This is a genomic window from Luteimonas huabeiensis HB2, from assembly GCF_000559025.1.
GTDB classification, from domain to species: Bacteria; Pseudomonadota; Gammaproteobacteria; order Xanthomonadales; family Xanthomonadaceae; genus Luteimonas; species Luteimonas huabeiensis.
Genome location: NZ_JAAN01000031.1, coordinates 1 through 12398, shown reverse-complemented (window position 1 = coordinate 12398; position 12398 = coordinate 1). Strand labels below are relative to the sequence as shown.

The following is a 12398-nucleotide window of genomic DNA, read 5'->3' as shown; positions in this document are numbered from 1 at the left end:
CCGTAAGACCCGTGTAAGTCGCGGTCGCCGACACTCGCCGGATCGTCCACACGAGGTTCCCCCATGCTTCGCTACCCCCTCGCCGCATCCCTCCTGTTCCCCGCTCTGGCCATGGCCCAGTCCAGCAGCGCGGAGCTGCTGATCCAGGAGCGCCCCGCCGGCGACCGCTGGAGCATCGGCGCCGGTGCGGGCCTCAAGGACAGTCCCTATGCCGGCGAGGGCACCCGGGTGCGCCCGCTGCCGCTCGTCGGCTACGAAGGCGAACGCGTGTTCTGGCGCGGCGTGAGCGGCGGCGTGCATCTGGTCCGGCGCGACGCGTTCACGCTCGACGCCGTCCTCGCCGGCCGCTTCGACGGCTTCGACATCGACGATCTCGGCCGCACCGAACTGCGCGCCAACGGCCTCGATCCCGACCTGCTGGAGGACCGCGACGACGGCCTGGACGTCGGCCTGGCCGCCGCCTGGCACGGCTGCGCCGGCCAGATCAAGCTCGAAGCCCTGGCCGACGTCATCGACGCCAGCGGCGGCTACGAGCTCACGCTCGACTACGGCTATCCGCTGCACTGGGGCCGTACCACCATCGTGCCCGGCGTCGGCGCGCGCTGGATGTCCTCCGATCTCGCCGACTACTACTACGGCACCCTCGACGAGGAAGAAGCTCGCGGCGTGCGCCGGTACCGCCCCGGCTCGGTCGTCGTGCCCGAGGTCAACGTCGCCTTCTCGCGCCCGCTCGGCGAGCGGTGGCGCCTGATCGGCTCGCTGGGCTACGAGTTCCTGCCCGACGAGCTCGCCGACAGTCCGCTGATCGAGGCCGATGCCGACGGCAGCGCGCGCTTGGTCATCGGCGTCACGCGGGGGTTCTGAGCAGCGGTCGGCGGGCCGGGCCTGCTGCCCACGGCGCGGGCGCCGAGCGGCCGCCGTGCGCCAGCGATACCGCGTCCGTGCCGGTCGATGGTGTGCAAGCGAAGCAGGGCGTTGCGCATCCAGGTCGCGGCTGTCTCAACTGCCGCGACGCGCCCGTGTCAGGCTTTCGGTGAGAGGGGTGTCGTGGCCGCCCCGCGCGTGTGCGGCCAATGCATGGAAGGAGCTGGCAACGATGTCGGTGCACGAATCCCAAGGGCGTGGTCTGCCCGATGATGTCCTGGCGGAGGGTGGCCGGGTGCGGCTGAAGCAGCTGCAGCGGCATATGACGTTCCTGTCGCGGTTGGCGCGAGCGAGTACGTCGGAGGCGGGGCGGGAACGGATGTCCGGGATCGGCGTGGAGGAGATGGCGGCCGGCCTGGATTTCATGGCGGAACATCTGGGCCTTGTGCTGGGCGAGCCCTGCCGGCCTGCGCGTGCGCAGCCGATGAAGGAAATGCCGTTGGCGGAGGAGGGGCGGGCCAGGGGAGCGGAGGGCCCCGGCCGGGCTGCCGCGGTCGAGGCCGACCCTGCGCAAGAGGAGCCCGACGGCGTCCGCGAACGCTTCATCTTCGGCATGGCCCTCGAGCAGGTGGATGCGCTCGACCGCCTGATCCGGAGAATCTCCGCGCACGGGGATGCGATGGCCGCGGGGCGGGCGGACGAATGGGCTCCGGGCACGCTGCCGCAACTGGGCGAGGCCGTCCGCGATGCCGCCGAGGCGCTGCGCGGCATTCTGGATTGCGTGGAGCGTCAGCGCCTTGGGCAGGCAGGCGGGAGGTTCGGCGTGCGCGAGGCGCCTGCGGCGTATCGCGTGCACCTCGGCCGTTGTGGCGGCGGGTCGCATCGCTCGGGTGCGGGCGGCCGGAGCCGGCGGGTTGCACGACCTCCAATGCGCTCGGCATGGGCCGCCATGGGCTGGCGTCGTCGGTCGCCGGTTGCGATCCGGCGACGTTGACGCGGGCGTCGCCGGCGACGGCGCGCGCTATGGGCGCATGGCGGTGGCTTGCCCGCGCCCGCGGCGTCGGCACGAGGCGCCGGCCCGGGCGAGGCGGTGCGCGCCGTTCACGCGTGCCGCCGTAGCCTCGGCGGCTCCACGCGCTGGAGACCGACATGGGCAGGCGGAAGAACGACGCCCCGCAGGACGAGGACCGTTCCAGCCGGCGGGCGCCGGCGGCGGACGCCGCGGCATCCGATCCGGAGGCGGGCATCGCGCGCGAGGTCGGCGATCTGGAGGATCCGGAGGCCACCGAGCGCGACGATGCGCTGCCCGGCCCGGCAGGTGGCGGCCTCGCGGGCGGGTAATGCGCGCGCTCGCGCGGCGCGTTTCGGAACGTTGCCGGAAGCACCGGTCCGAACCTGTCGCGTGCCTGCGCGCCTGCACGGCGGGCAACGCCGGCGGCAGCTGGGCGAACGCGACCGGGTAGTCGCGCGCGCACGCCGGTGGCGTTGTGGATGGCATTGGCGATCGGCGCCGACGCCGCACAGGTCGAGTTCGCCGGCGCCCTGGCCTTCGTCGGCGAGCTGTCGGGGCGTGCCTGCCTGGGGTTGAGGATGCGGCCGGCGGCCGGCAGGTTGCGGCGGGGCCGCGGGATACGGGGGGCTGGCTGGGGATCGCGGATGTGCGGTCGAACTCGCGGGCGCGCACGTGCGGGTGCGGTCGACGCCTGCATGACGTCGTGCGCCCGAGGGCACGACTGCGTGAGCGCGTGAGGTGGGGCGCTGCGACGTCTCCAGGCGGGCGCGCCGCGTGGCCGGCCGCGGCGCTACGGGTCGAGCAGGCCCGCTTCGATCGCCGCGTCGAGGTCGGCCGGGGTATCGATGTCGAACGCGATGGCGGGGGCGTCGAGCAGCCACACGCTGCCCGCGGGCAGCGCGCGCAGGCGCCGGCGGAAGCCGGTGTCGGCCGGTGCAGCGTCGAATTCGGCGAACCAGGCGCCGGGTACGACGGCAGGCATGCCGGCGGCATCGCGCCAGCGCAGCGCGGCGCAGCCCGAGGGCGCGCCGCGGGCGCCGGCCACGAGCTGTTGCAGGTGCATGGCCTCGAGCGCGGGCAGGTCGCAGGCCAGGATCAGCACGCTGTCGTAGCGGCGCGCCTGGGCGGCGACGGCACCCAGGCTGCTGCCCATGCCGTCGGACCAGTTCGGGTTGGAGATCGCGCGATGCGGCAGATCGGCCACTTCGCGTTGCAGGGTGGCCGCGTGCGCGCCGAGTATGACCAGCAGTTCGCGCGGCGCGGTGGCCAGTGCCAGCCGCGCGGCGCGGTGGATCAGGGTTTCGCCGTCGCGGCGCAGCAGCTGCTTGGGGCGGCCCAGTCGCGTGCTGCCGCCGGCGGCGAGCAGGACCGCGGCGTGATCCGGTGTCTTCAAGCTTGCACGCCCCGCCAGATCTGCACCTGGGGGGCGATGCCGAGGGCGGTGGCCTCCGCGCCGCGGCCGCAGCTCGGGATGCCCGGCGCGCGCAGCATCGCCACCGGCATCGGCGTCTCGGGGCCGGTGCCCAGGATCAGGACTTCCGGCGCGCGCTGCATCGCGGTCGACCGGCGGGTCGCGCCCGGGCCAGGGGCGGTCCCGGCCGACAGCGTGACGGGTCCGATCCGGTCGGTGGGAGTCAAGGTGCGCGCGCGGGCTTGTGGTCGGCGCTCAGCGCGTACGCGCCGCGCAGCAGCATGCGGATCATCTGCGCCAGCTCGTCGACCAGCGCCTCGTCGCGCTCGGGCGGGGAGTCGAGCGCGGTGCCGCCGATGGCGAACACCAGCCGGGTGATCGCGCGCGCGACCAGCGCGGGTTCGTGGAAGGCCAGGCCCTGCGCGGCGGCGATGCGCACGAGGTCGGCGCGCAGTTCGTCCTCGAAGAAGCGCAGTTGGCGATCGACCGCGCGCTTGAACGCGTCGGAGCCGACCGTGCCTTCGCGCAGCAGCACGTGCAGCAGCTTGTCGTCGGCGCGCAGGCGCTCCATGAAGGTTTCGAGCGAGCCGCGCACGATGCTGCGGCCGGAGACCGCGCGCTTGCGGGCGTCGCCGACGATCCGGCGCAGCGATTCGCCCGCCAGGTCGATCAGGGCGACGGCCAGCTCGTCCATGTCGTGGAACTGGCGGTAGAAGCTGTTGGGCGCGATGCCGGCCTCGCGCGCGACCTCGCGCAGGCTCAGGGTGGAGACGCTGCGGTGCGGGCCGATCAGGCGCAGCGCGGCGGCGATCAGGTCCTCGCGGACGATGGTCGGCTTGCGGCCGGGATGGCCGTCCGGAATGGAGGCGGGATCGCCGGCGGGCGCGGGGGCGGGGACGGACAAGGGCGGGCATCGACGCGGGCGAACCCCCAGCATAGCAGCCGCGCCTTCCCCCGCCCGGACGACTGAACGAATTGATATACGACTGTATACACGCGTGTGCGGATGCCTGTACAGTCGCTTCCCATGTCCGCCGTGCCCCCGCTTTCGAGCCGCCCGCGCAGCCGCCTGCGCCGGCTGGCCGCCCCGTTCGTTTCCCCGCCGGTGTTCGATTTCTGGGCGCGGCGCCTGCATCCGACCTGGACCTGGGAGCGGCCGCTGGCGCGCGTGATCGGCCACGCGCCGGCCGCCGCCGATGCGGTCACGCTGACCCTGCGGCCCAACCGCCACTGGACGGGCGCGCTCCCGGGCCAGCACGTGAACCTGGGCGCCGAGATCGACGGCGTGCGTACCAACCGCAGCTACAGCCTGGATGCGCCGGTGGGCGCGGACGGGCGGATCACGGTGACGGTCAAGCGTGTCGCGGGCGGGCGGATGAGCGCGCACCTGCTGGACCCGGCGCGGCTGGGCGACGTGCTCGACATCGGGCCCGGCTTCGGCGATCTGGTGCTGCCGGCGCGTGCGGAGGGCGCCTGGCTGTTCCTGGCCGCGGGCAGCGGCATCACCCCGCTGATGGCGCTGGTCCGGCAACTGGCCGCGCAGGACATGCCGGTGCCGGCGACGCTGCTGTACTGGGCGCGCACGCGCGCGGAACTGTGCTTCGCCCGCGAACTGCGCGCGCTGGCGGCGCGGCACGCCGGGTTCGACGTGCGCTTCGTGCTGACCGGCGAAACGCCGGAGGCCGCCGACGAGGCGACCGGGCGCATCGATGCGTCGCTGCTCGAGGCGCTGGTGCCCGACCTCGCCCGGCGGCAGGTCCATGCCTGCGGGCCGGGCGGTTTCGTCGCCGCGGCGCAGGCGCTGCTCGACGGCCGCGTGCCGTTGCTGCGCAGCGAGGCGTTCACGCCGCCGCCGCGGCCGCCGGTGGACGACACCGGCACGGTGGCGGTGCGGCTGGCGCGCAGCGGCCGCGAGCTGCGGCTGCCGCGCGGCGTCGCGCTGCTGGACGCGCTGGAGGCCGAGGGCCTGAAGCCGCGTTCGGCCTGCCGCATGGGCATCTGCAACACCTGCGCCTGCGGCAAGTCCTCGGGCACCGCGCGCGATCTGCGCACCGGCGCCGCCAGCGGCGAGCCGGCCACGGCGCTGAAGCTGTGCGTGAGCAGCGCGGCGACCGATCTCGTTCTCGACCTCTGATCCCGGAACCGCCATGTCCAACGCTACCGCCGCGCGCCGCCTGAGCGCGCAGGAACTCGAAGCCTTCGGCGCCGAACTCGATGCGCTGCACACCCGCACGATGGCGCAGGTCGGCCAGGCCGATGCCGACTACATCCGCAAGGTGGTGGCCGGCGTGCGCTGGACCAGCCTGAGCGGGCGCGCGCTGCTGATGCTCGGCGCGATCGCGGGCGCGTTCGTGCCGTGGGTGCTGTTGGCGGCGTGGCCTGCGGGCGTGCTGCTGCTGGCGCTGGCCAAGATCCTGGAGAACATGGAGGTCGGGCACAACGTGATGCACGGCCAGTACGACTTCATGGGCGACCCGCAGCTCGAAGGCCGCAGCTACGAATGGGACATCGTCGCCACCGGCGACAACTGGCGGCACTCGCACAACTTCCGCCACCACACCTACACCAACGTGCGCGGCATGGACGACGACATCGGCTACGGCCTGCTGCGGCTGTTCCCCGAGCAGCGCTGGCGGCCGTTCTACCTGCTGCAGCCGCTGATCGCGCCGGTGTTCGCGCTGTACTTCCAGTGGGGCGTGGCGATCCAGGAACTGAAGCTGGGCCGCTGGCTCGCCGGCAAGACGCCCAAGGGCAAGCTCGCGCGCGATTTCGCGCCGGTCGGCCGCAAGATGGGCCGGCAGCTGCTGAAGGACTACGTGCTGTTCCCGGCGCTGGCGGGGCCGTTCTTTCTGCCGGTGCTGCTGGGCAACCTGGCGGCCAACGGCATCCGCAACGTGTGGACCTACGTGGTGATCTTCTGCGGCCACTTCACCGCCGATGCCGAGGTATTCCCGAAGGACTGCCTGCGCCGCGAGACCCGCGGCCACTGGTACCTGCGCCAGCTGCGCGGATCCTCCAACATCGCCGGCGGCCGGCTGATGCACCTGTTGACCGGCAACCTCAGCCACCAGATCGAGCACCATTTCTTCCCCGACGTGCCCGCGCACCGCTATGCCGCGATGGCGGTGGAGGTGCGCGAGATCTGCGCGCGCTACGGACAGCGCTACGACACCGGCTCGCTGCTCAGGCAGTTCGGCGAGGTGACGTGGCGGATCCTGCGCCATGCGTTCCCGAGCCGGCCGCGGCGGGCGCGGGCGCCGGCGGTCGGCGCGCCGCAGGAGGCGTAGCCCCACGGCGGCGCCCGTGGCCGCGAGCGCGCGCCCGCGGCGGATTCAGGGCCGCAGCGCGCAGGGCGGGAACTTGGCCAGGTAGTCGGCCAGCGGGCCCAGGCCGACCTCCGCGCGCAGGGTATCGATGGCGCCGCTGCCGTCGAGCGGCTGCGCCACGCGCGCATCGCCGTCGCAGGTGACCTGGGTGCCGTAGCGCTGGGTACCGGCGACCTTCAGCATGACGCGATCGTGCAGATAGCCGTATTCCTGCGGGTAGGGCGGCGCGGCGAAGCGGCGCTGCATGGCCTGCAGCGCGTCGTACTGCAGGTCCGGGCGCAGGTCGCCGTGCTGGACCAGCGCCCACAGGTGCTGCTGGGTGTCGGCGCCGGTCTCCTGCGGCGCGGGCCATCCGCGCTCGGCGATCAGTGCCGAGGCGTGGACGACGTTGCGCAGATCCTCGCGCGAGAAGTCGGTGCCCAGCGCGAATTCGTAGAGCACGTAGACCGGATCGTCCGGCGGTACGTCCGGCCGGCCGGGCAGGCCGTCGAGGGCGTTGCGCAGGAGCTGGTCGTTGATGAAGCGACGCTGCAGGTCGCGGGCGGTGGCGGCATCGGGATCGGTGGGCGGACGCACGGCATGGATGCTGTCGACGATCTCGGTCGCGCGGCGGATGCCGAGCACGTAGGGCGCGGCGGCGGCGGCCGCGGCCGCGAACGCGGGCCAGCTTCCGAACTGCGCGGCCGCGGCCTCGGCCGAGCGGACCAGGCCGCAGCGGGTATCGGCGTAGCAGGCGACAGGCAGGGCGGTGGCCTCCACGCCGCGTTCCCGGAACGCCGCGCGCATCGCCGCGGTCCGCGCTTCGCGGGTGGCGTTCGCCCAGTCCAGCAGGGCATCCCACCGCGCGCGTTCGGCCGGGTCTTCGGAGAAGCGCGGGGCGATCCAGTCGAGCGCCGCCAGGTCCACGGGGCGGTCGGCCGGCACCGCGTCGAGCAGCGCGGGCGGCGTGTCGGCATGGGCCGGCAGCGCGATGGCGAGCGCGACGACGAGCGCGACGCGTCGCGCGCACCTGCGGGCGCCGCTCGCCGGGGCGATGCGGCGGACGGGGTCTTCGGCGGCGTCGCGCATGTCCGGCCCTCGGCGTCCTGTGGTGTCGAGGCCGAGTCTAGCGTCGATGCGGCCGATACGCCGCGGCGCGGATAATGCCGGCCGTTTCCCAGCCAGGTGCTGCCATGCCACAGCCGGAACCGCCTTCCGGGCCCATCGACCGCGTGCGGGTACGCGGCGCGCGCGAGCACAATCTCAAGGACGTCGATGTCGAGATCCCGCGCGACGCGCTGGTGGTGTTCACCGGCGTGTCGGGCTCGGGCAAGTCCTCGCTGGCCTTCGGCACGCTGTTCGCCGAGGCGCAGCGGCGCTACCTGGATTCGATCTCGCCCTATGCGCGGCGGCTGATCGACCAGGCCGGGGTGCCGCAGGTCGACGCCATCGAGGGGCTGCCGCCGGCGGTGGCGCTGCAGCAGGCGCGCGGCACGCCGACGGCGCGCTCGTCGGTCGGCAGCCTGACCACGATCTCCAACTCCCTGCGCATGCTGTATTCGCGCGCCGGCGACTATCCGCCGGGGCAGGCGATCATCTACGCCGACGGCTTTTCGCCCAACACGCCGGCCGGCGCCTGCCCGACCTGCCACGGGCTGGGCCGCATCTACGATGCGACCGAAGCCTCGATGGTGCCCGACCGCAACCTGACGATCCGCGAGCGCGCGGTCGCGGCCTGGCCGGGCGCCTGGCACGGGCAGAACCAGCGCGACATCCTGACCACGCTCGGCATCGACGTGGACGTGCCGTGGCGGCGGCTTCCGAAGAAGACCCGCGACTGGATCCTGTTCACCGACGAGCAGCCGGTGGTGCCGGTCTATCCGGGCTTCGGCCTGGACGAGGTGCGGCGCGCGCTGAGGAAGAAGGCCGAGCCGGCCTACATGGGCACCTTCACCAGCGCGCGCCGCCACGTGCTGCACACCTTCGCCAACACCCAGAGCCCGCAGCAGAAGAAGCGCGTGGCGCAGTACCTGGTCGGCGCCGATTGCCCGCAGTGCGGGGGCAAGCGGCTGCGCCGCGAGGCGCTGTCGGTGACCTTCGCCGGGCTCGACATCGCCGAGTTCTCGCAGCGGCCGCTGGACGAGATCGCCGCGCTGCTGGCGCCGGCCGCGGCCGGCCGCACCCACGCCCGCGCGCATCCCGAACAGGCGCTGGCCGCGCAACGCATCGCCGAGGACCTGCTGGCGCGCATCGCGGTGCTGCAGGACCTGGGGCTGGGATACCTGACGCTGGCGCGCGCCACGCCGACGTTGTCGCCGGGCGAACTGCAGCGGCTGCGCCTGGGCACGCAGATCCGTTCGCAGCTGTTCGGCGTGGTCTACGTGATGGACGAGCCCTCCGCCGGGCTGCACCCGGCCGATGCGCAGGCGCTGCTGCGCGCGCTGGACCGGCTCAAGGCGGCGGGCAATTCGCTGTTCGTGGTCGAGCACGAGATCGACGTGATCCGCCACGCGGACTGGATCGTCGATGTCGGCCCGGCGGCGGGCGAGCAGGGCGGCCGGGTGCTCTACAGCGGCCCGCCGGAAGGCCTCGCGCAGGTGGAGGCTTCGGCGACGCGGCGCTACCTGTTCGCCGGGCACGCGCCGCTGCAGCGGCGCGCGCGCGAACCCACGGGCTGGCTGCAGCTGCGGGGGATCGTGCGCAACAACGTGCGCGGGCTGGACGTGGACCTGCCGCTGGGCGTGTTCGCGACGGTCACCGGCATCAGCGGCTCGGGCAAGTCGTCGCTGGCGAGCCAGGCGCTGGTCGAGCTGCTGGGCGCGCGGCTGGGACAGGGCGGCGATGCCGACGAAACGCCGCTGGACCCGCTGGAGCGCGGCGTGGAGGCGCCGGTCGAGGGCCGGATCGAGGGCGGGCTGGAGGCGGTGCGACGGCTGGTGCGGGTGGACCAGAAGCCGATCGGGCGCACCCCGCGCTCGAACCTGGCGACCTACACCGGCCTGTTCGACCACGTGCGCAAGCTGTTCGCGGCGACCCCGGCGGCCCGGCGCCGGCGCTACGACGCCGGGCATTTCTCCTTCAACGTCGCCAAGGGCCGCTGCGCGACCTGCGAGGGCGAGGGCTTCGTCAGCGTGGAACTGCTGTTCATGCCCAGCGTGTACGCGCCGTGCCCGACCTGCCACGGCAGCCGCTACGACGCCAAGACGCTGGAAATCGAATTGCGCGGCCGCAACATCGCGCAGGTACTCGGCATGACCGTGGCCGAGGCCGCGGACTTCTTCGCCGGCGACGCGGCGGTGACGCGGCCGCTGCAGGCGCTGCTGGAAGTCGGCCTGGGCTACCTGCGCCTGGGCCAGCCGGCGACCGAGTTCTCCGGCGGCGAGGCGCAGCGGATCAAGCTGGCGAGCGAACTGCAGCGCGCGCATCGGCGCGGCACGGTCTACGTGCTCGACGAGCCGACCACCGGGCTGCACCCGAGCGACGTCGATACGCTGATGGCGCAGTTGCACGGGCTGGTCGATGCCGGCAACACCGTGATCGCGGTGGAGCACGACATGCGCGTGGCCGCGGCCAGCGACTGGGTTGTGGACATGGGCCCGGGCGCGGGCGACGCCGGCGGGCAAGTGGTGGCGGCGGGGACGCCGGAAGCGGTCGCGCGCCATCGCGGCAGCCGCACAGCGCCGTTCCTGCGCCAGGCGCTGCGGGGGTGAGCCGGCGCGTTCCGGCCTGAACCGGACGGCCTGGCGGGCCGGGCGGCGCTGGCAGCGCCCATGCCGCGTCCCCATGTGGCGGGGATGGATCTCTTCGCGCAGGCCGCCGGGCCGCAACTGCTGGTCGACGACGCCGAGGGCGGCATCCGCTACTGGCCGCAGGCGGTGGATGCCGCCGTCGCGGACGCCTGGTTCCGGGCGCTGCGCGCGGACGCGGCCTGGCAGGCGCAGGCGCGGCCGATGTACGACCGGGTGGTGGCGGTGCCGCGGCTGCTGGCGTCCTACCGGCTCGACGCGCCGCCGCCGGATCTTCCGTTGCGGGAGATGCTGGCCGCGGTCGCGCGGCTGGCGCCGGCGCCGTACAACGCCGTCGGCCTCAACCTGTACCGCGACGGCGGCGACAGCGTGGCCATGCACCACGACAAGCTGCACACGCTTGAGCCCGGGCAGCCGATCGCGCTGCTTTCGCTGGGCGCATCGCGGCGGATGCGCATCCGCGCCAAGACCGGCGCGCGGGCGACGCTCGCGATCGAGCTGGCGCCGGGCAGCGTGCTGGCGATGAGCCACGCCTCGCAGCTCAGCCACGAGCACGGCATTCCCAAGACCGCGAAGCCGGTCGGCGAGCGCATCAGCGTGGTGTTCCGGGTGCGGCCGCAGGCGCGGCTGGCGGCCGGGCTGTACGGCACCCACTGGCAGGGGGCGCTGGAATGAAGGCGGTTTGACAGCCCGGGGCCCGTCTGCTCCCATCCGGGCCCCGTTCGCGTCCCCCGGATCCGTCATGTCCGCCAAGCCCGCCGTCCCCGCCGAACTGCAGACCCTCGCGCCGGAGATGGCCGGCTGGCGCCAGCGCATCCATGCCTGGCCGGAGCTGGGCTTCGAGGAGGCGCGCACCTCGGCGCTGGTGGCGGAGGTGCTGGAATCGCTGGGGCTGGCGGTGCATCGCGGGCTGGGCGGTACCGGCGTGGTGGCGACGATCGACAGCGGCGCGCCGGGCCCGTCGATCGGGCTGCGCGCGGACATGGACGCGCTGCCGATGGAGGAGGACAGCGACCTGCCGTTCCGCTCGCAGCGGCCCGGCGTGGCGCACACCTGCGGGCACGACGGCCACACCGCGGCGCTGCTGGGGGCGGCCAAGCACCTGGTGGCGCACCCGCCGGCGCGGGGCCGGGTGGTGCTGATCTTCCAGCCGGCGGAGGAGGGCGGGCGCGGCGCGGCGCGGATGATCGCCGACGGACTATTCGAGCGTTTCGCCTGCGACGAGGTGTACGCGTTCCACAACATGCCGCTGCTGGGCTTCGGCGAGGCGAGCGTGCGGGCGGGGGCGACGCTGCAGTCGCTGGCGGTGTTCGAGATCGCGATCGAGGGCGTGGGCGGGCACGCGGCGGCGCCGCACAAGGCGACCGACCCGCTGCAGGTGGCGGCGCGGCTGGCGGTGGAGATTTCGGGGATCGTGGGCCGCCACATCGATCCGATGGAGCCGGCGCTGATCAACGTGGGCTCGCTGCAGGCCGGCACCACCCACAACATCATTCCGTCCACGGCGACGCTGAGCGGGACGGTGCGCGCGCTGTCGCGCGAGGTGCACGAGGCGCTGCTGGCGCGGCTGCACGCGCTGTGCGAGGGCCATGCGGCGATGTCGGGCTGCAAGGTGACGTGCACCATCCCGCACTCGTGCCCGCCGTGCGTGAACGCGCCGGCGCAGGCGGCGCTGGCGGCGGAGGCGCTGGGCGAGGTGCTGGGGCCGGATCGGGTGCGCACGGACATGCGCGCGTATCCGTTCTCCGACGATTTCTCGTACATGCTCGAGCACTGGCCGGGGGCGTACCTGTTCCTGGGCATGGACAGCGCGATGTGTCACCACCCGACCTTCCGCTTCGACGACGCGCTGCTGCCGGTGGCCGCGGCGGTGTTCGAGCGGATCGTGCGCAAGCGGCTGGGGCCTGTCGACGGGCCTTAGGGCGAATCGACATTCGACCTTCAGCGTCGAAACCATCGCTTTTTCCGCGAGCGGGCCCATGCTGTTTTTCTCTTCCCCCGCTCGCGGGCGCATCTCGTCCCTTCTCCCGCGAGCGGGGGCATGTCGTTCCTTCTCCCGC

12 protein-coding genes are annotated in these 12398 nt (G+C 73.6%); 8 read left to right on the top strand and 4 right to left on the bottom strand.

The window, feature by feature from the left end; genetic code table 11:
- Positions 1-63: 63 nt before the first annotated feature.
- From Z164_RS20555 to Z164_RS0112345, 3 genes are all read left to right on the top strand, one after another.
- Positions 64-864, top strand: coding sequence for a MipA/OmpV family protein (locus Z164_RS20555; RefSeq protein ID WP_052338437.1), 801 nt, complete (start codon positions 64-66; stop codon positions 862-864).
- A 232-nt stretch (positions 865-1096) separates the two neighbouring features.
- The gene (locus tag Z164_RS23360) at positions 1097-1858 is read left to right on the top strand and encodes an XAC0095 family protein (RefSeq protein ID WP_024890997.1); all 762 of its coding nucleotides are present in this window, start codon (positions 1097-1099) and stop codon (positions 1856-1858) included.
- 155 nt (positions 1859-2013) lie between these two features.
- Positions 2014-2205 carry a hypothetical protein gene (locus tag Z164_RS0112345; RefSeq protein WP_024890996.1) on the top strand — a complete coding sequence of 64 codons (192 nt, stop codon included), beginning with the start codon at positions 2014-2016 and terminating at the stop codon, positions 2203-2205.
- A 461-nt stretch (positions 2206-2666) separates the two neighbouring features.
- Here the strand turns inward: Z164_RS0112345 and Z164_RS0112340 are convergent, their stop codons facing one another.
- From Z164_RS0112340 to fabR, 3 genes are read right to left on the bottom strand one after another with little or no spacing between them, the layout of a single operon-like run.
- Entirely contained in the window at positions 2667-3269 is a 603-nt protein-coding gene (locus tag Z164_RS0112340; RefSeq protein ID WP_052338436.1) for a nucleotidyltransferase family protein, read from the bottom strand.
- Positions 3266-3514 carry a hypothetical protein gene (locus tag Z164_RS22500; RefSeq protein WP_152540945.1) on the bottom strand — a complete coding sequence of 83 codons (249 nt, stop codon included), beginning with the start codon at positions 3512-3514 and terminating at the stop codon, positions 3266-3268. Before Z164_RS22500 ends, Z164_RS0112340 begins: the two co-directional genes overlap by 4 nt.
- Positions 3511-4149: an HTH-type transcriptional repressor FabR gene (gene fabR / locus Z164_RS0112330; protein ID WP_043690038.1), complete on the bottom strand. Its 639-nt coding sequence runs from the start codon at positions 4147-4149 to the stop codon at positions 3511-3513. The genes Z164_RS22500 and fabR overlap by 4 nt, the downstream gene beginning before the upstream one ends.
- Before the next feature lie 165 nt (positions 4150-4314).
- Here fabR and Z164_RS0112325 point away from each other — a divergent pair, with 165 nt between their 5' ends.
- Both Z164_RS0112325 and Z164_RS0112320 read left to right on the top strand, forming a co-directional pair.
- A complete protein-coding gene (locus tag Z164_RS0112325) occupies positions 4315-5421 on the top strand; it encodes a ferredoxin reductase (RefSeq protein WP_024890993.1) in 1107 nt (368 codons plus the stop codon).
- 13 nt (positions 5422-5434) lie between these two features.
- Complete coding sequence (locus Z164_RS0112320) at positions 5435-6574, top strand: fatty acid desaturase family protein (protein WP_043690011.1); 1140 nt, start codon at positions 5435-5437, stop codon at positions 6572-6574.
- Positions 6575-6619: 45 nt separating this feature from the next.
- Here the strand turns inward: Z164_RS0112320 and Z164_RS21420 are convergent, their stop codons facing one another.
- A complete protein-coding gene (locus tag Z164_RS21420) occupies positions 6620-7681 on the bottom strand; it encodes a DUF6624 domain-containing protein (RefSeq protein WP_024890991.1) in 1062 nt (353 codons plus the stop codon).
- A gap of 104 nt (positions 7682-7785) precedes the next feature.
- On the opposite strand from Z164_RS21420, the gene Z164_RS0112310 reads away from it, so the two are divergent.
- The 3 genes from Z164_RS0112310 (at position 7786) to Z164_RS0112300 (ending at position 12259) form a co-directional block, all read left to right on the top strand.
- A complete protein-coding gene (locus Z164_RS0112310) occupies positions 7786-10302 on the top strand; it encodes an excinuclease ABC subunit UvrA (protein WP_024890990.1) in 2517 nt (838 codons plus the stop codon).
- Between the two features lie 84 nt (positions 10303-10386).
- Positions 10387-11013, top strand: coding sequence for an alpha-ketoglutarate-dependent dioxygenase AlkB family protein (locus Z164_RS0112305; protein ID WP_024890989.1), 627 nt, complete (start codon positions 10387-10389; stop codon positions 11011-11013).
- A 67-nt stretch (positions 11014-11080) separates the two neighbouring features.
- A complete protein-coding gene (locus Z164_RS0112300; RefSeq protein WP_024890988.1) occupies positions 11081-12259 on the top strand; it encodes an amidohydrolase in 1179 nt (392 codons plus the stop codon).
- Positions 12260-12398 lie beyond the last annotated feature (139 nt).

Coding starts and splice junctions, on each gene's coding strand:
- Z164_RS20555 (WP_052338437.1), top strand. CDS start 64: ATGCTTCGCTACCCCCTCGCCGCATCCCTCCTGTTCCCCGCTCTGGCC.
- Z164_RS23360 (WP_024890997.1), top strand. CDS start 1,097: ATGTCGGTGCACGAATCCCAAGGGCGTGGTCTGCCCGATGATGTCCTG.
- Z164_RS0112345 (WP_024890996.1), top strand. CDS start 2,014: ATGGGCAGGCGGAAGAACGACGCCCCGCAGGACGAGGACCGTTCCAGC.
- Z164_RS0112325 (WP_024890993.1), top strand. CDS start 4,315: ATGTCCGCCGTGCCCCCGCTTTCGAGCCGCCCGCGCAGCCGCCTGCGC.
- Z164_RS0112320 (WP_043690011.1), top strand. CDS start 5,435: ATGTCCAACGCTACCGCCGCGCGCCGCCTGAGCGCGCAGGAACTCGAA.
- Z164_RS21420 (WP_024890991.1), bottom strand. CDS start 7,681: ATGCGCGACGCCGCCGAAGACCCCGTCCGCCGCATCGCCCCGGCGAGC.
- Z164_RS0112310 (WP_024890990.1), top strand. CDS start 7,786: ATGCCACAGCCGGAACCGCCTTCCGGGCCCATCGACCGCGTGCGGGTA.
- Z164_RS0112305 (WP_024890989.1), top strand. CDS start 10,387: ATGGATCTCTTCGCGCAGGCCGCCGGGCCGCAACTGCTGGTCGACGAC.
- Z164_RS0112300 (WP_024890988.1), top strand. CDS start 11,081: ATGTCCGCCAAGCCCGCCGTCCCCGCCGAACTGCAGACCCTCGCGCCG.